This window comes from Streptomyces sp. CBMA156 (assembly GCF_014596515.1).
In the GTDB taxonomy this organism is placed as follows: Bacteria; Actinomycetota; Actinomycetes; order Streptomycetales; family Streptomycetaceae; genus Kitasatospora.
The window spans coordinates 1-20,804 of record NZ_MSJQ01000398.1 but is presented as its reverse complement, the minus strand read 5'-3'; the positions used below and the strand labels follow the sequence as shown (position 1 = coordinate 20,804).

General features: G+C 75.5%; 22 protein-coding genes, 1 pseudogene and 1 riboswitch. Of the genes and pseudogenes, 15 read left to right on the top strand and 8 right to left on the bottom strand.

Features of this window, described 5'->3' with window-relative positions:
- The 3 genes and pseudogenes from BU198_RS35580 to BU198_RS35570 form a co-directional block, all read right to left on the bottom strand.
- Positions 1-201: pseudogene (locus BU198_RS35580) on the bottom strand (hypothetical protein); the annotation flags it as partial.
- Positions 202-288: 87 nt separating this feature from the next.
- On the bottom strand, positions 289-1,029 hold the full coding sequence (locus tag BU198_RS35575; RefSeq protein ID WP_188300946.1) for a sensor domain-containing protein: 741 nt from the start codon (positions 1,027-1,029) through the stop codon (positions 289-291).
- Positions 1,030-1,142: 113 nt separating this feature from the next.
- The gene (locus BU198_RS35570) at positions 1,143-1,730 is read right to left on the bottom strand and encodes a GNAT family N-acetyltransferase (RefSeq protein ID WP_188300945.1); all 588 of its coding nucleotides are present in this window, start codon (positions 1,728-1,730) and stop codon (positions 1,143-1,145) included.
- A gap of 42 nt (positions 1,731-1,772) precedes the next feature.
- Here BU198_RS35570 and BU198_RS35565 point away from each other — a divergent pair, with 42 nt between their 5' ends.
- Complete coding sequence (locus tag BU198_RS35565) at positions 1,773-2,648, top strand: hypothetical protein (protein WP_188300944.1); 876 nt, start codon at positions 1,773-1,775, stop codon at positions 2,646-2,648.
- Positions 2,649-2,764: 116 nt separating this feature from the next.
- On the opposite strand, the gene BU198_RS35560 is transcribed toward BU198_RS35565, so the two are convergent.
- The gene (locus tag BU198_RS35560; protein ID WP_317620466.1) at positions 2,765-3,598 is read right to left on the bottom strand and encodes a M23 family metallopeptidase; all 834 of its coding nucleotides are present in this window, start codon (positions 3,596-3,598) and stop codon (positions 2,765-2,767) included.
- Positions 3,599-3,610: 12 nt separating this feature from the next.
- Positions 3,611-3,769, bottom strand: a riboswitch (cyclic di-AMP (ydaO/yuaA leader).
- A 194-nt stretch (positions 3,770-3,963) separates the two neighbouring features.
- On the opposite strand from BU198_RS35560, the gene BU198_RS35555 reads away from it, so the two are divergent.
- The 11 genes from BU198_RS35555 to BU198_RS35510 all read left to right on the top strand — a co-directional run bounded on the left by BU198_RS35555 (position 3,964) and on the right by BU198_RS35510 (position 13,843).
- The gene (locus BU198_RS35555; RefSeq protein ID WP_188300943.1) at positions 3,964-4,254 is read left to right on the top strand and encodes a YiaA/YiaB family inner membrane protein; all 291 of its coding nucleotides are present in this window, start codon (positions 3,964-3,966) and stop codon (positions 4,252-4,254) included.
- Positions 4,255-4,319: 65 nt separating this feature from the next.
- Positions 4,320-5,201 (top strand): alpha/beta fold hydrolase, encoded by an 882-nt coding sequence (locus BU198_RS35550; protein WP_223245384.1) that lies wholly within the window; start codon positions 4,320-4,322, stop codon positions 5,199-5,201.
- Between the two features lie 82 nt (positions 5,202-5,283).
- A complete protein-coding gene (locus tag BU198_RS35545; protein WP_188300942.1) occupies positions 5,284-5,850 on the top strand; it encodes a TetR/AcrR family transcriptional regulator in 567 nt (188 codons plus the stop codon).
- Positions 5,851-5,914: 64 nt separating this feature from the next.
- The gene (locus tag BU198_RS35540; protein ID WP_188300941.1) at positions 5,915-8,134 is read left to right on the top strand and encodes a SpoIIE family protein phosphatase; all 2,220 of its coding nucleotides are present in this window, start codon (positions 5,915-5,917) and stop codon (positions 8,132-8,134) included.
- Between the two features lie 231 nt (positions 8,135-8,365).
- Complete coding sequence (locus BU198_RS35535; RefSeq protein WP_223245390.1) at positions 8,366-9,625, top strand: sensor histidine kinase; 1,260 nt, start codon at positions 8,366-8,368, stop codon at positions 9,623-9,625.
- Positions 9,609-10,022 carry a roadblock/LC7 domain-containing protein gene (locus BU198_RS35530; RefSeq protein ID WP_188300939.1) on the top strand — a complete coding sequence of 138 codons (414 nt, stop codon included), beginning with the start codon at positions 9,609-9,611 and terminating at the stop codon, positions 10,020-10,022. The genes BU198_RS35535 and BU198_RS35530 overlap by 17 nt, the downstream gene beginning before the upstream one ends.
- Positions 10,019-10,366: a DUF742 domain-containing protein gene (locus tag BU198_RS35525; RefSeq protein WP_188300938.1), complete on the top strand. Its 348-nt coding sequence runs from the start codon at positions 10,019-10,021 to the stop codon at positions 10,364-10,366. The genes BU198_RS35530 and BU198_RS35525 overlap by 4 nt, the downstream gene beginning before the upstream one ends.
- Positions 10,344-10,979 carry a GTP-binding protein gene (locus tag BU198_RS35520; protein WP_188300937.1) on the top strand — a complete coding sequence of 212 codons (636 nt, stop codon included), beginning with the start codon at positions 10,344-10,346 and terminating at the stop codon, positions 10,977-10,979. The genes BU198_RS35525 and BU198_RS35520 overlap by 23 nt, the downstream gene beginning before the upstream one ends.
- On the top strand, positions 10,976-12,454 hold the full coding sequence (locus BU198_RS42960) for a cytochrome P450 (RefSeq protein ID WP_317620465.1): 1,479 nt from the start codon (positions 10,976-10,978) through the stop codon (positions 12,452-12,454). The genes BU198_RS35520 and BU198_RS42960 overlap by 4 nt, the downstream gene beginning before the upstream one ends.
- Positions 12,439-13,539, top strand: a complete 1,101-nt coding sequence (locus BU198_RS35515; protein WP_317620464.1) for a cytochrome P450 — start codon at positions 12,439-12,441, stop codon at positions 13,537-13,539. The genes BU198_RS42960 and BU198_RS35515 overlap by 16 nt, the downstream gene beginning before the upstream one ends.
- A 19-nt stretch (positions 13,540-13,558) precedes the next feature.
- The gene (locus tag BU198_RS35510; RefSeq protein ID WP_188300935.1) at positions 13,559-13,843 is read left to right on the top strand and encodes a hypothetical protein; all 285 of its coding nucleotides are present in this window, start codon (positions 13,559-13,561) and stop codon (positions 13,841-13,843) included.
- Between the two features lie 108 nt (positions 13,844-13,951).
- Here the strand turns inward: BU198_RS35510 and BU198_RS35505 are convergent, their stop codons facing one another.
- Both BU198_RS35505 and BU198_RS35500 read right to left on the bottom strand, forming a co-directional pair.
- A complete protein-coding gene (locus tag BU198_RS35505) occupies positions 13,952-14,776 on the bottom strand; it encodes an isocitrate lyase/phosphoenolpyruvate mutase family protein (RefSeq protein ID WP_188300934.1) in 825 nt (274 codons plus the stop codon).
- Positions 14,773-15,261: a carboxymuconolactone decarboxylase family protein gene (locus BU198_RS35500; RefSeq protein WP_223245211.1), complete on the bottom strand. Its 489-nt coding sequence runs from the start codon at positions 15,259-15,261 to the stop codon at positions 14,773-14,775. Before BU198_RS35500 ends, BU198_RS35505 begins: the two co-directional genes overlap by 4 nt.
- A gap of 166 nt (positions 15,262-15,427) precedes the next feature.
- Between BU198_RS35500 and BU198_RS35495 the strand changes: the two genes are divergently transcribed.
- Both BU198_RS35495 and BU198_RS35490 read left to right on the top strand, forming a co-directional pair.
- A complete protein-coding gene (locus BU198_RS35495; RefSeq protein WP_188300250.1) occupies positions 15,428-16,210 on the top strand; it encodes an NRDE family protein in 783 nt (260 codons plus the stop codon).
- A 92-nt stretch (positions 16,211-16,302) separates the two neighbouring features.
- Positions 16,303-16,518, top strand: a complete 216-nt coding sequence (locus tag BU198_RS35490; RefSeq protein ID WP_188300251.1) for a hypothetical protein — start codon at positions 16,303-16,305, stop codon at positions 16,516-16,518.
- Between the two features lie 63 nt (positions 16,519-16,581).
- Here BU198_RS35490 and BU198_RS35485 read toward each other — a convergent pair whose 3' ends face one another.
- Together BU198_RS35485 and BU198_RS35480 are read right to left on the bottom strand one after the other, a co-directional pair.
- On the bottom strand, positions 16,582-17,283 hold the full coding sequence (locus BU198_RS35485; protein ID WP_188300252.1) for an alpha/beta fold hydrolase: 702 nt from the start codon (positions 17,281-17,283) through the stop codon (positions 16,582-16,584).
- 131 nt (positions 17,284-17,414) lie between these two features.
- Complete coding sequence (locus BU198_RS35480) at positions 17,415-18,341, bottom strand: sigma-70 family RNA polymerase sigma factor (protein ID WP_317620402.1); 927 nt, start codon at positions 18,339-18,341, stop codon at positions 17,415-17,417.
- A 143-nt stretch (positions 18,342-18,484) separates the two neighbouring features.
- Between BU198_RS35480 and BU198_RS35475 the strand changes: the two genes are divergently transcribed.
- Positions 18,485-20,804: AMP-binding protein (locus BU198_RS35475; RefSeq protein WP_188300933.1), on the top strand; the 2,320-nt coding region annotated here is incomplete at its 3' end.

The following is a 20,804-nucleotide window of genomic DNA, read 5'->3' as shown; positions in this document are numbered from 1 at the left end:
CGGGTCGACGGCGATCACCCGGCAGCCCAGCTCGCGGGCCTCGGCGGCCAGGCCGGCCGCGCCGCCGGGACAGTCCAGCAGCGGCCCGGGCAGGGCGGCGAGCCGGGCCCTGGTGAGGCCGAACTGGGCGCAGTACTCGTCCAGCGGACGGGAGGTGACCAGGACGTCCGGCTGAGCGGGGGGAAGGCCGGCGGCAGCCACCCGGTCATCCGAACACGGGGCGGCCCCGCCCGCATCCGGAGGACGTCCGGGGCGCGGGCGGGGCCTGGGAGTGGGCGGAGGCGGCGGTCAGCGGCCGAGCAGGCCCCGGACGGCGGCCCGGTTGACGTTGGTCAGGCCGCGGACCAGCTGGGTGGTGAGGAAGACCAGCAGCACCCCGAGGACCGAGAGCCCGACGATCTGCCAGAGCGCCTGGATCTCGTACACGTGCTGGACGCCGTCACTGTCGCGGTAGTCGAACAGCCGGAACCCGTTCCAGGGGGTGTAGGCCCGGTAGACCCAGTGGTACGCCGGGTAGAGCGCCAGGACCCAGCCGAGCAGCAGGAACACCAGCGTCACCACGAAGCTGAATATCGCCCAGGGGAACATCACCACCTGGTACAGCACGGCCTTCCAGCCGGCCCCGTCCGCCAGCCGCGCGGTGATCGCGCCCCAGTTGCCCGGGCGGACCTGGCGCACCGGCTCCGGGCCGGGGACGTCCAGCGCCAGCATCCCGCGCACCCGGGCCCGCTCCAGCCGGCCGAAGCCGCGGGCGACGATGGTCAGGCCCGCCAGGACGGGCAGGCCCAGGACGGTGACGAAGGTGCCGAGGCCGAAGCAGAACATGGTGATCGAGACGGCGAACCCGGCGATCGCCACCGGCAGACCGCTGAGCGCGTAGCCGACCTCGCGGTAGTAGTACGCCGAGAACGGCGCCCGCCACGCGGCCGGCCGCTGCCCGGTCCTGCGGGCCCCGGCGGGACGCGGGTCGCCACCGTGACCGCCCAGGACGTCCCACTCCCGGTCCTCCATGCTGTGGCTGCTGCTCATGCTCCCGGCCCCCGGCCCCTCGTTCTGGCGTTCGTTCGTCCCGCTGACAGGGTCCAGTCTGCTGGACGCGCCGGACGGCCGGGATCCGGAGGCCTGGCGGATCCGGGGTGGGGTTAACCCCCCGCCGCCCCGGCGGCCCGGCCCGGCCACTCGTCGGCGAGCAGCGCGTAGAGGTACGAGTCGGACCAGACGCCGTCCTTGAACCCGTCGTGCCGCAGCCGCCCCTCCCGCCGGAAGCCCAGCCGGGTGAGCACCGTCACGGAGGCCGCGTTGTCCACGTGGACCCGGGCGGTCAGCCGGTGCAGGTCCAGCGGGCCGAAGGCGAGGCCGAGGAGCAGGCCGACGATCTCGCCCGCGTAGCCGCGGCCCCTGACCTCGTCGGCCAGCACGCACCCCAGGTCGGCGGAGCGGTGGCCGCCGAGGACGAGCGAGGCCTGCGCGACCGGCGGCGCGTCCCCCGGGTCCTCGGCGTCGGCGAGCCTGGTGACGGCGAGCCGGTAGGTGTCCCGCTCCCCGGCCATCGCCTCCTCCAGGTAGAGCTCGATCTGGTCGGCGCAGGCCTCCCGGTCGCACGGCCCGAAGGGCAGGTACCTGGTGACCTCGGGGTCGCCGAACAGCGCGTGCAGCGCGTCCACGTCGCCCTCGGTGTGGTGGTACTCGCGGATGGCCAGGCGCGGGCCGGTGAGTCGTACGGGGAGCATGGCTGCCGACCCTATCCCCGCCCGGCGGCTACCGTTCGGACTATGAACGACGAAGACCTGCGGCTCGCCCCCCGCACCAAGGCCGCCGACCTGCTCGCCTGGGCGGCCGAGCAGGGCCGTGCGCCGGTGGCCGAGGGGCCGCTGCGCACGGTGCTGGCGCTGCTGGAGCTGGGCGAGGGCAGGATGCACGACGGCTGGCCCGAACTGACCTCGAACGCGGTGGAGCACCTGCTGTACGAGCGCCTCCACCTGTACGTCCAACCCGCGCCCGAGGAGGACCCGCTCGCGTACGGCGACGCCGTCCGGCTGCTGGCCGACCACCAGCGGGCGGCCCGGCGGCTCAACGCCAAGCGCCAGGAGCGGCTGCACGCGGAGGCCGAGTGGCAGGGCGAGGTCGCGGCCGGACTGCTGCGCCGCGCCGATCTGGTGACCTGGCCCCGGCTGTACGCGCTGCTGCTGCACGCGCACGGGGTGGACGTCGCCGACGGGGAGGCGGTGCGGGACTGGCTGGCCGGTTTCGGCGGGCTCGCCGAGGAGGAGCGGCTGGCCGCGTACGAGGACCTGGCGCCGGCCGGCTGGCTGGACGAGCCGGACGAGCAGGGCTGGGGCTGGAGCCGGGTGCTCTCGGTCGGCATGGCCACCGACGGCGCGCGGCGCCTGCTGGAGCAGGGCCTGATGCGGCGCAGCTACCGCAACCTGGCCGAGCTGACCGCGCTGGGACGGCCGATGCCGGACGAACTGGCCGGGGACTTCGGCGAGTTCGAGGACGCGGCGGTCGAGGCGGCGCTCGACCTGTTCGGCGAGTGGACGGTGCCGGGGCTGCCGCGGCTGCTGGTGGAGGAGTTCCCCGAGCTGGCGCCGGAGCCGGGCCAGGAGGAGATCGACGCGTACCTGGCGCAGCTGCCCGCCGAGGAGTGAGACACCGCGAAGGCCCCGGCCGGGAGCTCGTGCTCCGGGCCGGGGGCCTTCGCGGGTGCGTCTGCGAGCGGGTGCCTCAGCGAGTGGCGCCGGGCCGACGCGTCAGGCCCGGTGCGTCACGGGTTGAGGCCGCGCTGCTGGAGCCAGGGCTCCGGGTCGACCGGGGCACCGCCGCCGGGGCGGATCTCCATGTGCAGGTGCGGGCCGGTGACGTTGCCGGTCGCGCCGACCTTGCCGATCTGCTGGCCGGCGACGACCTTGCCGGAGCCCTTGGTGATCGAGGAGAGGTGGCAGTACCAGATCTCGGTGCCGTCGGGCAGGGTCTCGACGATCCGGTAGCCGTACGAGCCGGCCCAGCCGGCCGAGGTGATGGTGCCCTGGCCGAGCGCGTGGACCGGGGTGCCGGTGTCGGCGGCGAAGTCCAGGCCGGTGTGCAGGTTGGCCCAGTAGCGGGCGCTCTGGCCGTAGTGGGCGGAGAGCCGGTAGTCGTCCACCGGCAGGGTGAGGGCGGCGGCCTTGGCCCGCTCGGCCTCCTCGGCGGCGCGCTTGGCCTCGGCCTCCTTGGCGGCGGCCTTGGCCTCGGCCTCCTGCGCGGCCTGGACCCTGGCGGTCTCCTCGGCGGCGGTGCGCTGGCTGTCGGCCTGGTGCTGGATGCGGGCGGCGAGCGCGAGGCCGGGGTCCGCGGAGAGGGCGACCGGGGCCTCGTCCGGGGCTTCGACCGCGGGGGCGGCGGCCGGGGTGGCCGAGGCGAAACCGGTGGCTCCCAGGGTGGCGGCGACGGCGGTGACGCCGAGCAGCGGGGAGGTTCCGCGGGTCTGACGCGGCATCCGGTGGCGGTTGGTCTCGGCCTCCGGGGCGAAGGCGTCGGGGCCTTCCGAGCCGGGGTGGTCGAGGAGCTGGGTACCGGCTGCGGGGCCGGCCGGGTGTGCCGGGGTGTACGTCGACGCCACGGAGGCGCGCTCCTTTCCTTCCTTCGCGCCTACCGGGTTAGCTGACGGGTTCGGAGCAGGAAGGTCTCCTACGGCCGGGCCTGGGCCCCGCCGATTCACCCCAGGGAACGTGGTTCCCCGGCTCCCTGACCTGCCCGGAGGCCGGTCGGTGGGATTAGGCACCGCGCACGGTGCCGTCTGGGTACGGCGTTGACGACCGCGCTGCGTTATCAAACGTTAATCCTAGGAGGCGCTGATTCCAAGCCATCCGGTGGAAGCGACTGTCGACCATATGATCGGACGTCAACGAACGACCCCTCATGCACGGCTCCATCTGAGTACTCCTACTCATGTGCGGTCCGGCCGGACGGCCGCATCCTGACGCCATGAGCGCACCGATGCAGACCCGCACGACGGCCGCCTACTACATCCAGGCCGTCCTCTCGTTCGCCCTGTCCGGCACCACCCTCGCCGTCGGGATCGCCTACCTGCCGGTCGGCGGGTGGACCCGGGCGTTCCTCGGAATCGGCCTCCTCTACACCGTCACCTCCGCGTTCACGCTGGCGAAGGTGATCCGGGACAAGCAGGAGACCAACGAGATGGTCACCCGGGTCGACCAGGCCCGGCTGGAGAAGCTGCTCAGCGAGCACGACCCGTTCAGGGTCGAGGGCGCCTGACCCGCCCCCTTCCCGGATCGCCGCCCGCCGGTCGCTTGACGGCTAAGGCTATTAGCCTTAGCTTTATGGCTATCGGCAGCAACGCCGATGCCCCGCACCGGCGGCCCGAGGAGGACCCCATGAACGGCACCATCACCCCGAGCACCCAGTACCTGACCGTCCCCGGCGGCCGGATCGCCTTCGACGACACCCGGCAGGGCGACGGCGCCCCCGTCGTCCTGCTCCCGGGCATGCTCGACAGCCGGGCCGCGTACCGGCACCTGCGCCCGCTGCTCGTCGCCGCCGGCCACCGGGTCGTCACCATGGACCTGCGGGGCTTCGGCGAGTCCTCGATCGCCTGGGACGACTACGGCCCGGCCGCCCTCGCCGGCGACGTCCTCGCCCTGCTCGACCACCTCGGCATCGAGCGCGCCGTCCTCGCCGGGAACTCGTACACCGGGGCGACCGTCGTCAGGGCCGCCGGGGAGGCCCCCGGGCGGGTCGCCGGGATCGTGCTGATCGACGCCTTCGTCGAGACCCCGCCGCCGGGCGCCCTGATGCGCGCCGCCATGGGCCTGATGGGCGCGGCCCTCGTCCACTGGCCCGCCGCCTGGGGCTTCTACCTGCGCCGGATGGCCTTCCCCGGCGCCAGGCCCGCCGACTTCGACGCGTACGTGGACGGGCTGGTCGCCGACCTGCGCACCCCCGGACGCAAGACCGCCACCCGCGGGTACGTCCACGGCGACTCGGCGCCGGTCGGCTGGACGGCCGCGGTGCGGTGCCCCGCGCTGGTGGTCATGGGCAGCAAGGACCCCGACTTCCCGAAGCCGGAACTCGTCGCCGACCGGCAGGCCGCGGCGCTCGGCGCCCGCAAGGCGATGATCGAGGGGTCCGGGCACTACCCGATGGCCGACAACCCGGCGGCCACCGCGGACGCCCTGCTGCCCTTCCTCGCCGAACTCGGCTGACCAACCGCCGACCACCCGCCGCCCGCCCGTCGACCACCCGCCGCCCGCACCCGCCCGACTTCCGTACGGAGAGCCCGAACCCATGCCCCGCGTAGGACTGACCCCCGACCAGGTCGTCGACCACGCCCTCGCCCTCATCGACGAGCAGGGCGCCGAGGCCCTCACCCTGGCCTCCGTCGCCGCCAGGGCCGGGGTCGCCACCCCCTCGCTGTACAAGCACGTCAGCGGCGGCCTCGCCGAACTGCGGCGGCTGATCGCCGTCCGGGTCACCGGGGAGCTGGCCGACCGGCTGGCCGAGGCGGCGGTCGGCCGCAGCGGGGACGACGCCGTCGCCGCGGTGCTGCGCGCCTACCACGCGTACGCCACCGAGCACCCGCACCGCTACAACGCCCTCCCCCAGGCCCCGCAGCCCGACGACGACCTGGCCCGCGCGGCCGCCCGGCTCGTCGGCGTGATCATCGCCGTCCTGCGGGAGTACGGCCTCGACGGCTCCGAGGCGATCCACGCCGCCCGCACCGTCCGCTCGCTCGCCCACGGCTTCGCCTCCCTCAGCGCCGCCGGCGCCTTCCGGCTCGCCGAGGACCTCACCACCACCCACGACCGCCTCATCACCACCCTCACCACCGGCCTCCGCGCCTGGCCCGTTTAGCCCAGCCGCCCGGGCCCGGCTCGGTCACCATCCGCCCCCCGGGGAAATGGGGTATCAAGGGTCAGTGCCCCTGGAGCCCGCCGGCAGTCCGACCACGCGCAGCGCGATGCGCTGCGTGCGCCTGCTGCTCGGCTGCACCAGCGCCGCCGAACTGCTCGGCACCGTCCTGGCCGAGGGCCCGGGCTGGATCACCGGCGAGGGGTCCGTGCTCTACCTGCTGGACTCCGCGGGGATGCTCCGGCTGATCGCCTCGCACGGGCTGCCGGACTGGGCGCACGAGCGCTACGGCGTGGTCGACCCGGCCGGTGAGCTGCCCGCCGCGATGGCCCTGCGGCTGCGCCGCCCGTACCTGCTCGGCCCCGAGCACACCAGCTTCGACTACCCGGACGGGAACGCCGGCATGGGCACCGGGATGATCACCGTGATCACCCTGCCGATGGTCGTGGACGAGCGGCCGATCGGCGTCCTCGCCCTCACGCTGGCCCACCGGGGCACCGTGCCGCGCCGCGACCTGGACGTCCTGGAGACGGTCGCCGAGGCCTGCGCCCACCGGCTCTCCCACCTGCTGGACCACGCCGACGCCCACCTCCCGCACGGCACCCGGGCCCCGTACGGCGTCCGGTCGCCCGAGGACCCGCGGGCGGCCGACGGCCGCCACGCCGGGCTGGCCCACCCGCTGCTGTCGCTGGCCGTGCGGGCCGCCGGACACGGCGCCTTCGAGCGCGACCTGGTCACCGGGGAGAGCTACTGGGACGCCGAGGCGTTCCGGCTGGCGGGCCGCCCGGCCGCCCCGGACGGCACCGCCCCCGAGCTGGACCGGCTGGTCCACCCCGAGGACCTGCCGGACGTGCAGGCCGCGCTGGCCGAGGCGCTGGCCACCGGCGGCCGCTACCGGATCGGCTACCGGGTGGTCCGGCCCGGCGGCAAGGTGGCCCGGGTCGAGGAGTCCGGCGAGGTGATGCTGGACGTGCACGGGCGGCCGGTGCGGATCGCCGGGCTGCTCGCCGACGCCGGGCACCGGGGGCAGCCGCCGGCCGAGGAGCGGAACTCCCCCGCCGCCGCCAGGACGGCGCTGCTGCTGACGCTCACCCGGGCGCTGTCCAGGGCGGTGACCGTCCGGGACGTCACCACCGCGGTCACCGACGTCGCCCGCCCCGCGCTCGGCGCCGCCGGCATCGTCCTGGACCTGGTGGACGAGGGCCGGCTGCTGCCCGTCTCGCACACCGTGTACGGGGGCCCGCGGCGCACCGAGCTCACCCGCCTGGCGGACCTGTCCGAGGACGTGATGCAGCGGTCGCTGACCCGCTCCGCCCCGCTGTTCAGCGACCCCGCGGCGGCCCGCACCCGGCGCGACCCGCTCTCCCCGGCCGCCTGGGCGGTGCTGCCGCTGGTCGCCTCCGGACAGCAGGTCGGCTCCTGCCTGATCACCTTCGCCGCCGAGCGGGCGTTCGGCCGCGAGGACCGCACCCTGTACTCGGCGTTCGCCGGCATCCTCGCGCAGTCCCTGGAGCGGGCCCGGCTGTACGACACCCACCACCACCGGGCCTCCGAGCTACAGCGCGCGATGCTCCCGCGCACCCTGCCCCAGCTGCCCGGGATCACCAGCGCCGCCCGCTACCTGCCGAGCACCGAGGGCATGCAGATCGGCGGCGACTGGTACGACCTGCTGCGGCTCCCGGACGGCCGGATCGGGCTGGTGATCGGCGACGTCCAGGGGCACAACGCCGAGGCCACCGCGGTGATGGGCCAGCTGCGCAGCGGCCTGCGGGCGTACGCGACGGACGGGCACGACCCGGCGGCCACCCTGACCCGGACCAGCCGGCTGCTGGCCGAACTGGACACCGAGCTGTTCGCCACCTGCCTCTACCTGACCCTGGACCCGGCGGACGGCGTGCTGACCGCGGCCAGGGCCGGGCACCCGGCTCCGGTGCGGATCACCGCCGACGCCGCCGCCGTCGAGCTGGAGCTGGAGGGCGGGCCGCCGCTGGGCGTGGCCCCGGAGCGGCCGTACCCGCTGGCGGTGGAGCGGCTGGCGGTCGGCGAGACGCTGCTGGCGTACACCGACGGGCTGGTCGAGGACCGCGAGGAGGACTACGACGAGTCGGTGCAGCGGATGCTCGGCGGGCTCGAACTGTGGGCCCGGCGGGCCGGTCCTGGACGGGTCGGCCCGGCGTCGGCGCTGGAGCGGCTGGCCGACCTGCTCACCCTGAACGTGACCGAGCGGCGGTCCAGGCCGGACGACGTGGCGCTGCTGCTCCTGCACCGGACGGCGCCCCTTCCGTAACATTCCGCGCACAGGTCCCACACATCACCGGAGGCGATCCGGCCGACCGGCTTGAATCCGCCGCCTCCCACGGGGCCGGCCGGAGCATCACGAGGCCTCGTCAGGCCGTGGGGTCGGGGTCGAACGACTGCCGATTGACGCCGAATTGACTCGATATTGACGAGATCCGGTCACTTGGCGAGATCCGTTCACACCTTCGTAGGATCATCACCCTAGAATTCGCGCGTGACGATGACTCAGTGGTGCGCAACGGCAACCGGCGTGCTCGCCGTCCTCGCCCTCGTGACCGCCGCGCGGTACCGCGCCGTGTCCGTCACCCAACGCGGCCGCGCCGACCGGCTCCACCGCGAACTCGCCGCCGTCCGGGAACAGCTCGCCGCCGGGCTCTCCCGCCGCGGCGCCGAACTCGCCGCCGTCCAGCAGGAGCAGGAGCACACCGCCTCCACCCAGCGGGCCTTCCTCAGCGTCGCCCGCCGGATCCTGGTGATGGCCCACGACCAGCAGGCGCTCCTCGACGAGATGGAGCGCACCCACGACGACCCGGCGCTGCTGGAGGGCCTGCTCAAGGCCGACCACGCGGCCGCCCAACAGGCCAGGCTGGCCCAGACCCTGGCCGTGCTCTGCGGCGCCAGGGCCGGCCGGCACTGGCCGGAACCGGTCGCCCTGGAGGACGTCGTCCGCGGCGCCCAGTCGCGCATCCTGCCGTTCCAGCGCGTGGTGGTGCGCAGCCGGATCGAGACCGCGGTGGTCGGCGCCGCCGCCGAGGCGCTGATCCACGCGATCGCCGAGCTGCTGGACAACGCCACCCGCTACTCCCCGCCCAGCACCCAGGTGTTCGTCACCCTGATGCCGGTGCACAACGGCGCCGTCGTCGAGATCGACGACGGCGGCGTGGGCATGCCGGAGCAGGCCGTCGCCAAGGCCGCCGCCGCGCTGGCCGGCGGCAGCACCCTGGAGGTCTCCCGGCTGGGCGAGGTGCCGCAGCTGGGTCTGGCCGCGGTCGGCCGGCTCGCCGAGCAGTACGGCTTCCGGGTCACGCTCAGCTCGGCGCCCTCCCCGTACGGCGGCGTACGGGTGGTCCTGCTGCTGCCGAACGCGCTGCTCACCGAGCCGCTGCCACCCACTGTCCCCGGCCTCGGGCCGGACGACCGGGCGTTCAACCCGGGGCCCCGACCGGTCTCCCCCGCCGGTCACCCCATGGTGGAGACCCCGCCGCCGGGACGGCCCGCCGCCGACACTCCCCCGCCGCTGCCCCGCCGGAGCCACCGGCGCGCCCGCACGGGCCGCCCCGCCCAGCACGCCGCTCCCCCACCGCCGCCCGCGCCGCCCTACCGCTCGGCCCGGGACGCGCAGGCGTTCATGGCGATGTTCCAGGCCGGGACCGCCAGCGGCCGCTCGGCCGTCCGGGCCCAGGCCCAGTCCGACCCTTCCCTGCCCGCTTCCCCCCGACTTCCCCAGCGCTCCGGAGAGTTCCATGACCACCACCCCTGATCTCGGCTGGCTGCTCGCCGACATCATCGCCGTCCCGCAGGTCCAGCACGCCGTGGTCGTCTCCAACGACGGCCTGGAGATCGGCCGCAGCGCGGGCATCGCGCGCGAGGACGCCGAACGGCTCGCCGCCGCCTGCTCCGGGCTCCAGTCGCTGGCCCGCGGCGTCGCGACGGGCTTCGGCGGACCGGGCAGCGCCACCCGCCAGATCATCATCGAGTACGGCGGCGGCTACCTCTTCGTCGTCGCGGCCGGGGCCGGCGCGCACCTGGCCGTGGTGGCCGGCGACGCCGTGGACGCCGGCCTGGTCGCGTACCAGATGCAGGTCCTGGTCGAGCGGATCGGCAGCCACCTCACCAGCCCGCCGCGCGTCGACCACGCGGCGGGGGGCCACCGGTGAGCGGCCCGGTCCGCCCGTACGTCATCACCGGTGGGCGCAGCCGCCCCACCCGGTCGGAGCTGGCCGTGGAGAGCCTGGTCAGCGCGTTACCCGGACCGCCGGAACTGCCCGAGCACGCGCTGCTGAACCGTGAGCACCGGCGCATCCTCGGCCTCTGTCACAGCCTGCTGTCCATCGCCGAGGTGGCGGCCCACCTGGGGCTTCCGCTCGGCGTCGTCAAGGTGCTGGTCGGGGACCTGTGGGACCTCGGCGCCGTGCAGGTGCTCCCGCCCGTCCCGCAGGCCGAACGCCTGCCCGCAACCCTCCTGGAAGAGGTGCTCGTTGGCCTCCGCCAACTCCGCTGAGACCGTCCCCGGCGCCGCCGGGTCCGCCGACGGGCCGCAGTACCTGCCCTCCTCGGTGCAGGGCGCGGTCAAGATCCTCGTCACCGGACCGTTCGGGGTCGGCAAGACCACCCTGGTCGGCTCGCTGAGCGAGATCACCCCGCTGCGCACCGAGGAGACGATGACCGCCGCCAGCAGCGGCGTCGACGACCTCACCGGACTCGCCGGCAAGAGCACCACCACGGTGGCGCTGGACTTCGGCCGGATCACGCTCAACTCGCGGCTCGCGCTGTACCTGTTCGGCACGCCCGGGCAGCAGCGGTTCTGGCCGCTCTGGGACGACCTGTCGCGCGGTGCGCTCGGCGCGATCGCCATGGTCGACCTGCGCCGGCCGGACGAGAGCTTCGACGTGCTCGGCCGGCTGGAGGAGCAGCGCATCCCGTTCGCGGTCGCGGTCAACACCTTCCCGGGTACGCCGAGTTACCCGGAGGAGGAGCTGCGCTCGGCGCTGGACCTGCTGCCCGAGGTGCCGATCCTGTACTGCGACGCGCGTGACCGGCGGCAGTCCTACGACCTGCTGATCGACTTCGTCGACCACCTGCACCGCAGCTCGATCCTGGAGCTCCAGCGGTGACCGCCCCCGAGCCCACCGGGGCACCCGGATGCCCCGTCGCCCACGGCGGCGGCCTGCCCGGCGGCCCGTCCGGCCGCGGACTGCCCACGGGCGTCCCGCTGACCCCGCTGTTCGGCCAGTCCGTCGCCGAGGACCCGCACGGCCTGTACGCCCGGCTGCGCGAGCGCTACGGTCCGGTCGCCCCGATCGAGCTGGAGCCCGGGGTCGAGGCCTGGCTCGTCCTCGGCTACGCCGAACTGCTCGAACTCACCCGCAACGAGGCGCTGTTCTCCAAGGACTCGCGCCGCTGGCGGGTGCCCGCCGAGGGCCGGCTGGCCGCCGACTCCCGGCTGCTGCCGATGACCTCCTGGCGGCCCACCCTGCTCAACCTGGACGGCGCCGAGCACCAGCGGCTGCGCTCCGCGGTCTCCGACACCCTCGCCCAGATCGACCACCGTCAGCTGCGCGGGACGACCGAGGCCGCCGCCAACGGGCTGATCGACAGCTGGGGTCCGGACGGCACCGCCGACCTGATCGCCCAGTACGCCCGTCCGCTGCCGCTGCTGGTCTTCACCCAGCTGGTCGGACTGCCGGTGGAGAGCGGGCCGCGGGTGGTCGAACTGATCAGCCACTTCGTGGACAGCAGTTCGCAGTCCCAGCGCGCCGGAGCGGAGTTCCAGGCACTGCTGGTCGACCTGGTGCGCCGCCGCCGGGCCGCCCCCAGCGCCGACCTCACCTCCTGGCTGCTCGCCCACCCGGCCGGGCTGACCGACGAGGAGGCGGTGCACCACCTGGTGGTGCTGCTGGTCGCGGGCAACGAGACCTCGATCAACTGGACCGGCAACACGCTGCGGCTGCTGCTCACCGACCGGCGCTTCCGGGCCACCCTCACCGGCGGCCGGCTGACCGTCTCCGACGCGCTGGAGGAGGTGCTCTGGCGCGACCCGCCGACGCAGAACTTCCCCGGCCGCTGGGCCACCGGCGACACCGTGCTCGGCGGCCAGTACATCAGCGCCGGCGACATGCTCGTGCTCGGCCTCGCCGCGGCCAACGCCGACCCGGCCGCGCAGGGCGTCTCGGCCGCCGCGCAGGGCTCGCTCGGCGGCAACCGGGCGCACCTCGCCTGGGGCGCCGGCGCGCACGTCTGCCCGGCCCAGCACCCGGCCAGGATCATCGTCGAGACCGCCGTCGAGACCCTGCTGCACCGCCTGCCGGACCTCCAGCTGGCCGTGCCGGGCAGTGACCTGGCCTGGCGCCCGTCCCCGTGGTCCCGGGCCCTGACCGCCCTCCCGGTGCTCTACAGCGCCTTCACCCCGCCCCGCCCGCCAGCCCCCGAGAGGCCCGCATGGACACCGTCACCGACTCCGGAACCCGCGCCGAACCCGTCAGACTCGACCCCTTCGGCCGCGACCAGCACGGCGAGAACGCCCGCCTCAGGGCGGCCGGCCCCGCGGTCCTGGTGGAGCTCCCTGGCGGGGTGGTGGTCTGGGCGGTAACCCACCACGACGCCCTCCAGTCGCTGCTCGCCGACCCCCGGGTCGGCAAGGACGCCCGGCTCTGGAGCACCTTCAGGGAGGGCCGGCTCCCGGAGGGCTGGCCGCTGCTCAACTTCATCGCCGTCCCCGGCATGGTCACCGCCGACGGCGAGGACCACCGGCGGCTGCGCGGGCTGGTCTCGCAGGCCTTCACCCCCCGCCGGATAGCCGCGCTGGCGCCCGCCATCGAGGCCCGGGCGATCGCGCTGCTGGACGAGGTCGGCCGGCTGGAGGGCCCGTTCGACCTGCGCCGGCACTTCGCCTACCCGCTGCCGATGCAGGTGATCGGCGAACTGCTCGGCCTGGCGCTGGAGCAGCAGGACGAACTGCACGAGCTGTCCGACACCATGGTCTCCAGCTCGGCCACCCCGGCGGCGGCGCTCGCCGCGCAGCGCGGCCTGAACGCGCTGCTGGCCTCGGTGGTGGCGGCCAAGCGGGCCGAGCCGGGCGACGACCTGACCACCGCCCTGATCGACGCCCACGAGGCCGGCCGGCGCCTCGACCGGCAGCGGCTCAGCGAGGCCGAACTGGTCGGCACCCTGCTGCTGATGCTGGTCGCCGGGCACGAGACCACGCTCAACCTGATCACCAACGCGGTCCGCGCCCTGCTCACCCACCCGGACCAGCTGCGGCTCGTCCTGGACGGGGAGCAGCCGTGGTCGGCGGTGATCGAGGAGACGCTGCGCTACGACTCCCCGGTCGGGCAGTTCCCGCTGCGCTACGCGATCGAGGACATCGAGGTCGGCGACGTGGTGATCCGGCGCGGCGAGGCACTGCTGGCCTCCTACGCGGCGGCCGGCCGGGACGAGGGGCACCACCGGGACGCCGACCGCTTCGACCTCACCCGGCAGCCCGCCAAGCACCTGTCGCTCGGCCACGGCCCGCACTTCTGCCTCGGCTCCGGGCTCGCCAGGCTGGAGGCCGAGACGGCGCTGCGACACCTGTTCGCCCGCTTCCCCGGGCTGGCCCTGGCGGAGGGCGCGACCGACGAGCCGATCGCCTCGTTCGTCAGCAACGGTGTGCGCACCCTGTGGGTGACGGTCTGAGCCGGCGGGTTACCTGAGGGTGGTCCGCGTCGTTCGGCAGGGCATGAAGAAACTCGCCACCCTGGCCGCCCTCACCATGGCGGGCCTCGCCCTCGCCGTCCCGGCGGCTTCCGCCACCACCCAGACCGCCTCCTCGCCGGACGCCACCGGCGGGCTCACCGACGGGCTCGAAGTCTCCCCGGCCGACCTCGCCCTGCGCACGGTGGGCAAGCTCCCGCTGGTCGGCAAGCCCGCCAACGAGATCGAGGCGATCGGGACCAACCAGATGAGCCACCCGGGGCTCAGCGGGCAGGTCCTGAACTGATCCGTCGCCCACCTGCCCGTGGACGGCCGGCCGACCCCCGAACGGTCGGCCGCCCACGGTGCCCGGTTGCCCGGGCTGTCCGGCCGCCCGGGGTGTCCGCCGCCTCGCTCAGCCCGCGGACAGCCGGTTGAGCTCCGGGTAGCCCAGCCCGTCGGCGAGCGCGGTGAACGTGCCGTGCCCGTACACCTCCTCGGCGGCCCGGCGGACCGCCGCGTACGCCACCTCGGCCAGTCCGGGGCCCAGGCTGATCCGGGCCACTCCCAGCTTCGCCAGCTCGGCGACCGACGGGGAGCCGGGGCCCGCCAGCACGTTCAGCGGCGCCGGGACGGCCGCGACCAGCGCGGCGATGGTCTCCGGGTCGGACACCCCCGGGACGAACACCCCGTCCGCACCCGCCTCGACGTACGCCCGCAGCCGCCGCACCGCTTCCTCCGGCCGGTCCTCGGGGGCGCCGATCCCGTGCAGGAAGACGTCGGTGCGCGCGTTGACGAAGAGCGGCACGCCGGCCACGTCCGCCGCCGCCCTGGCGGCCGCGATCCGCTCGGCGGCCTCCTCCAGCGGGCGGCCCTCGTCCTCCAGGTTCACCCCGACGGCGCCGGTGGCGAGCAGCGCGGCGATGGTCTCGCCGACCCCGGCGGCGGTGTCCGCGTAGCCGCCCTCCAGGTCCGCGGTGACCGGCAGGCCGACCGCGCGGACCACCTGGGCGGTCCTGGCCAGCACCTGCTCGGGGTCGGCGCCGCCGCCGTCCGCGCGGCCGAGGGACCACGACACGCTCGCGCTGGCCGTCGCCACCGCCCGTGCCCCGGCGGCGGCCACCAGCCGGGCGCTCGGCACGTCCCAGGCGTTCGCCAGCACCAGCGGCTCGCCCGGGCGGTGCAGCTCGTGCAGCAGCCGGGCCTGCTCCCGCCGGCTGGCCGGGTCGGTGGCGCTCACCTCGCGGCCGGGCTCAGGCGGGTGGAGACGCCGATCCGGTTCCAGGCGTTGATCGTGGTGATCAGCGCGATCAGCTGGGCCAGCTCGGTCTCGTCGAACTGCGCGGCGGCCTCCGCGTACACGGCGTCCGGCACGTGGCCCTGGGTCAGCAGGGTGACCGACTCGGTGAGGGCCAGGGCGGCGCGCTCGCGGGCGGTGAACCAGGGCGTCTCGCGCCAGGCCGGGAGGGAGAGCATGCGGTGGTCCTGCTCGCCGTGCTTGCGGGCGTCGGCCGCGTGCATGTCGATGCAGAAGGCACAGCCGTTGATCATCGAGGCGTGCACCTTGACCAGCTCGGCGATCACCGGGTCGACGCCCTCCCTGGACGCCCGGTCCAGGGCGACCATCGCCTGGTAGAAGGCGGGGGCGAGCTTGTGCATCGGCATGCGCTGCTCGGGGGCGGGCACCGGGGCCCCGTTCGTCACGGTCGTCTCGTTCGTCGTCATGGCCGCCAGCCTAGGAGCGCGGTGGCCTGCCGTCCTGGTGCATTCGGCCACCCGCATCGTGGGCCACTTCCGGCGTGCGAACGGCCGTGCGAGGATCGCCGGGAGGGGATCTCCGGCGGGTTCACCGGCCGGGTCGCCGACCGGACGAGGTCAGGGGCAGCGGGTCGTGTGTACGGCGTTCGTCAGCATCGAGCCGGCAGCGGCGGTGCCGGTCCTGCTGCTGTCCGTCCGGGACGAGTACCTGGGCCGGGCCTGGCTGCCGCCGGACCACCACTGGCCGGACCGGCCCGGGCTGCTCGGCGGACTGGACCTCGCGGCCGGTGGCACCTGGCTGGCCGTCGACCCCGCCCGGCGCACCGCCGCCTGCCTGCTGAACGGCTTCGGCCCGGCCGCCCCCGCCGACGCCCGGCGCACCCGCGGCCGGCTGCCGCTCACCGCCGTCCGGGAGGGCGGGGTCGGCAGGCTCGACCTCACCCCGTACGACCCGTTCCACCTCGTCCTGGTCCGGGCCGACGGAGCCCGGGTGTCCAGCTGGGACGGCGGGCGGCTGGAGGAGCGCGAACTGCCGTCCGGCCTGAGCGTGGTGCTCAACGACGGGCTGGAAGGCCTGGCCGCCGGCCGGACCACCTCGGAGCGGATCCGCGCGCTGATGGCCGCGCGCGCCGCCCACTTCCGGGCCCGGCTGGCCGCCGAACCCCGGCCCGAGCCGACCGGCACGGGCCCGGCCGCGGCGGCCTGGGGCGGGTGGCTGCCGATCGTCGCCGGGGACGGGCTGGCGCCGGACGCGGACGCCGCGCTGATCCAGCGGCGGGACTTCGGCGACGGGCGGATCTGGGGCTCCTCGTCGATCTCGCTGCTCGCGCTCGGCCCCGGCCTGCTGCGGTACGACTTCGCGGCCGTGCCGGTGGCCGCGGACGGGACGGGGTGGCGTCGGGTCGCGGTGGACTGACCTGGCCGCGTCGGCGGTGGGCGGAAAAGGACTTGAACCTGACGCTGCGGGAGGCGGCATCGTGGCCCGGGTCGAGCCCCAAGGAGACCCCCGTGAACCGTCCCGACCACCCGCGGCGCCCCCGTCGCCTGCTCGCCGTCCTGACCGTCGCCCTGCCCCTGGCCGGCACCCCGGCCGCGGTGACCGCCGTGATGCCACTCGGCGACGCGGCGCACCGGGCCGTCCCGTCCGCCACCGTGCCGGCCTCCGTGGCGGCGGCGCTGATCGGCCGCCTCGCCCCCGGTGTCCTCCGGCCGTACGGCCGGTGAGGATCCGCGCGGCGGACCCCGGCTTCCGTCCGGGGCGGCCCCGGCCTGCCGTCCGGGCGGGTCTCAGCCCTCCGTCCGGGCCGACTCGGCCAGCACCCGGGCGAGTTCGGCCGGCCGGGAGAACATCGGCCAGTGCCCGGTGTCCAGCTCCACCAGCCGCCAGTGGCCGTCCGCGACCAGCCGGGCGACCAGCGGCGGCGGCTCCGGCCAGTCCAGCAGGCACTTCACGTACACCGCCGGGAGCGCGCTCAACGGGCCCTCCAGGACGGCTGGTTCGGTCAGCGAGGGGCCCGGGTGCGGGGTCGCGCCCGCGGTGATCCTGGTGATCTGCCCGACGGTCAGCCCCTGCCCGGCGAACTCGGCCGGCGGCAGCGGCGGCCACCAGCCCCCGTGCGCGGCGAGGTCCGCCCGCAGCGCGGCCGGCTCCGGTATCTGGTCGGCGAAGGACTCCCCCGCCACCGGCACGTTGGCGTCCACCAGGACCAGCCGGGCCAGCCGGTCGCCGATCCGTTCCGCGGCCTGGCCCACCGGGATGCCCGAGTAGCTGTGCCCGACCAGCACCACCTCGCGCAGGTCCAGCCGCTCCACCTCGGCGACGACGTCCGCCACGTGCGCCCGCTGCCCGGCGGGCGCGCCGCTCTTCTCCGCGAGCCCGGAGAGCGTCAGCGGGTACGCCCCGTGCCCGGCCGCGCACAGTTCCGCCACGACCTCGTCCCACGCCCGGGCACCGAGCCACGCGCCCGCCACCAGTACAAAGTTCGCCATGGGCGGCACGGTAGCGCGCGGCTCCCCGGACGGCCCGGGAAGCGACGGGAAACAACACGTGGAGGAAGCGTGACGGACCCGGCGGGCCGGCCGGCGGGGTGCCGGCCGGCCCGGGGGCACCACCGGGACGGTCAGGCCGTGAGGCCCAGGGCGGCCAGGCGGACCGGGTCGGTGAGGATGTCCATCGCGGTGATCCGGCCGCCGTGGATGGTGAACGACATGACCGACAGCGGACGGCCCCCGGCGAAGGAGACCACCCCGGGCGAGCCGTTGACCAGGACCAGCCGGCCGCCGGCGGCGAAGCGGGCGAAGGCGATCGCCTGCGAGGCGACGTCGGCCGCGCCGCGGCGCAGCACGCCCGGCACCAGCGTGCCGCCGTCGGAGCGGGCCACCACCCCGGGGTCGAGCACGGCCAGCAGGGCGTCGAAGTCGCCGCCCCTGGAGGCGGTCAGGAAGGCCTCCACCACCTCGCGCTTGCGGGCGTTGTCGGAGTCCGCGGCCGGGGTGGCGCCCTGGACCCGGCGGCGGGCGCGGCTGGCCAGCTGCCGGGTGGCGGCGGAGGTGCGGCCGAGCACCTCGGCGATCCCGTCGAAGGGCACCTCGAACAGGTCGTGCAGCACGAAGGCGATCCGCTCCGCCGGGGAGAGCGTCTCCAGGACCACCATCAGCGCGATCCCGACCGAGTCGGCGACCAGGATCTCGTGCACCGGGTCCAGCGCCGACAGCCCGCTGACCACCGGGTCGGGCAGCCGCACCTGCCCGTCCTGCTCGGGCAGCGGATCCTCCCGGCGGGAGGTGCGGGAGCGCAGCTGGTCCAGGCAGACCCGGCTGACGACGGTGGTGAGCCAGGCCCCGAGGTTGCGTACCCCGCCCACGTCGCCGCGGCTCAGCCTCAGCCAGGCCTCCTGGACGGCGTCCTCGGCCTCGGCGATCGATCCGAGCATCCGGTAGGCCACGGCGCGCAGTTGGGGGCGCTCGGCCTCGAACCGCCCGGCCAGATCGGCCGGTTCGGCCGGTTCGGCCGTCTCCGGGTCGTTCCGGGAAATGTCCTCGCTCACCCTGTCACATCCTCGCGTCGGGATCCGTCGGTCCGATGACGGACGCTAACCGACGGGGAGGACACCGTGATCACCACCCGCACCGCCCGCACGCGGGCCCCGGCGGGCCGTCCGTCCCCGCCCCACCGGGCGAGAATGGGGCCGTGAGCACCTCCTGGACCGCCTTCGGCGGCGACCTGCACCTGGACCTCACCGAGCGGCGGGCCACCCTGGCCGGCGCCGGGCTGCGGGCCGGGGACCGGGTGATCCTCCAGGTGCCGGACCCGGAGTTCTACTTCCCGACCCTGTGGGCCTGCCTGCTCGGCGGGATGCAGCCGGTCACGGTGGCCCGCCCGCCGGACTACCACGAGCGCAACCCCGTCCTGGAGAAGCTCTGGGCCGCCTGGCAGACCCTGGAGGAGCCGCCGGTGCTCGCCTGCGGTCCCGCGGTGGCCGGCCTCGGGCGGCTCGGGGAGCTGTACCCGGCGCCCGGCCTGCGGGTGATCGCGGTCGACCGGCCCGGCGAGAACGACCGGGCACCCGCCCCCGGCCAGGCGCCCGCCGCCCGGGAGCACGCCCCCGCCCCCGGCGACGTGGCGATCCTCCAGCTGTCCTCCGGCAGCACCGGACGCTCCAAGGCGGTGCAGATCACCCACCGCGGCATCCTGGAGTACGTGGCCGGTGCCGTCGCCCACGGCTGCGACCCGGCCGACACCACCGTCAATTGGCTGCCCCTGGACCACGTCGCCGGGCTGCTGATGTTCCACCTGCGCGACGTGGTGCTGGCCGCCGACCAGGTACAGGTGCCCACCGAGCTGGTGCTCGCCGACCCGCTGGTCTGGCTGGACGCGCTGGAGCGCCACCGGGCGGCACACTCCTGGTCGCCCAACTTCGGCTTCCGGCTGGTCGCCGAGGCGGTCAGGGCCGCCGGGCCCGGCCGCCACTGGGACCTGTCCGCGCTCAAGTCGCTGATCAACGCCGGGGAGCAGTGCACCGAGGCGGTGCTGGACGAGTTCCTGGCCACCACCGCCCCGTTCGGCGTCCGCCCCGAACACCTGCTGCTCGGCTGGGGCATGGCCGAGACCTGCACGGTGATCACCTACAAGCGCTACCACGAGGACGGCGCCCGCCGCCTGGTGCGCACCGACTCGCTGACCGGCCGGCTGGAGCCCGCCGACCCGGACTCGGCCGAGCGCGGCACCGGCTTCCTCAGCATGGGACGGCCCGCGCCCGGTTCCCGGATGCGGGTGGCCGACGACGAGGGACGGGCACTGCCCGAGCACTGGGTCGGCCGGCTCCAGGTGCACTCGGGCCGGGTGACCCCCGGCTACCTGAACAACCCGGCCGCCAACCAGGAGGCCTTCGTCGGCGACGACTGGTTCGACACCGGGGACCTGGCCTTCCTGGCCGACGGCGAGGTGATCCTCACCGGCCGTCGCAAGGAGATCATCATCGTCAACGGCGTCCACTACTTCTGCCACGAGCTGGAGGACGTGGTCGCCTCGGTGGCGGGGGTGCGCTCCGGGCACGTCGCGGCCTTCGGGGTGCCGGACGAACGCACCGGCACCGAGCAGCTGGTGATCGCCTACGTCCCCGCCGACCCGGACGCCCCCGCGGCGCCCGTCGCCGCCGAGGTGCGGCAGCTGCTGGCGGCCCGCCGGCAGCCCGCGCCCGCCCTGGTGCTCCCCGTCCCGGCGGCCGACTTCCCGCGCACCACCAGCGGCAAGATCCAGCGCACCGCGCTGCGCCTCCGGCTGCTGAACGGCGAACTCGACGAGCACATCGTGGCGTTGGACCTGGCCGAGGCCAACTCCAGGACCCTGCCCGACTGTGTGCGGCAGCTCGCCTGGGAGCCGCGCCCGGTTCCCGCGGCCCCGGCCGGCCCGCCGGCTGAGGAATCGATCCTGCTGCTCGGGCCCACCGGCCCCGGCACCCTCACCGAGGCTCTGGCCGCCGCCCTGCCGAACGCCTCGGTGCTGGACCAGCCGCCGACCGCCGACCCCGAGGACTGGCTGCGAGTCCTCGGCGAGCGGACGGCCGACCGGCTGGTCTACCTGTGGAGCGCGACCGCCGACGAGGCGGCCTCCCCGGCCCACGAGGCGCTGCTCGCCCTGCTGCGGACCCTCCCGACCCTGGCACGCGTCCGCGAACTGGTCACCGTCAGCACCGGACTGCACGCCGTGCTCCCCGGCGAACTCCCCCGGCCGCGGGCGGCCCTGACCGCCGCGCTGACCGCCGGAGCACGCGCCGAGCACCTGGTGCCCGACGCCCGGCACGTCGACCTCCCGGACGGCGCACCGGCCGCCGACCAGGCCGCCGCGCTGCTCGCCCTGCTGGCCGCACCGCGCCCGGAGCCCGAGTGTGCCTGGCGTGCCGGCCGCCCCTGGGTCCCCCGGCTGGCACCGGCCGGGAGCGCCCCCGGACCGGACGGGGCCGGCTGCTCCGTGCTCAGCCCCGGCGCCCGCTACCTGGTCACCGGCGGCC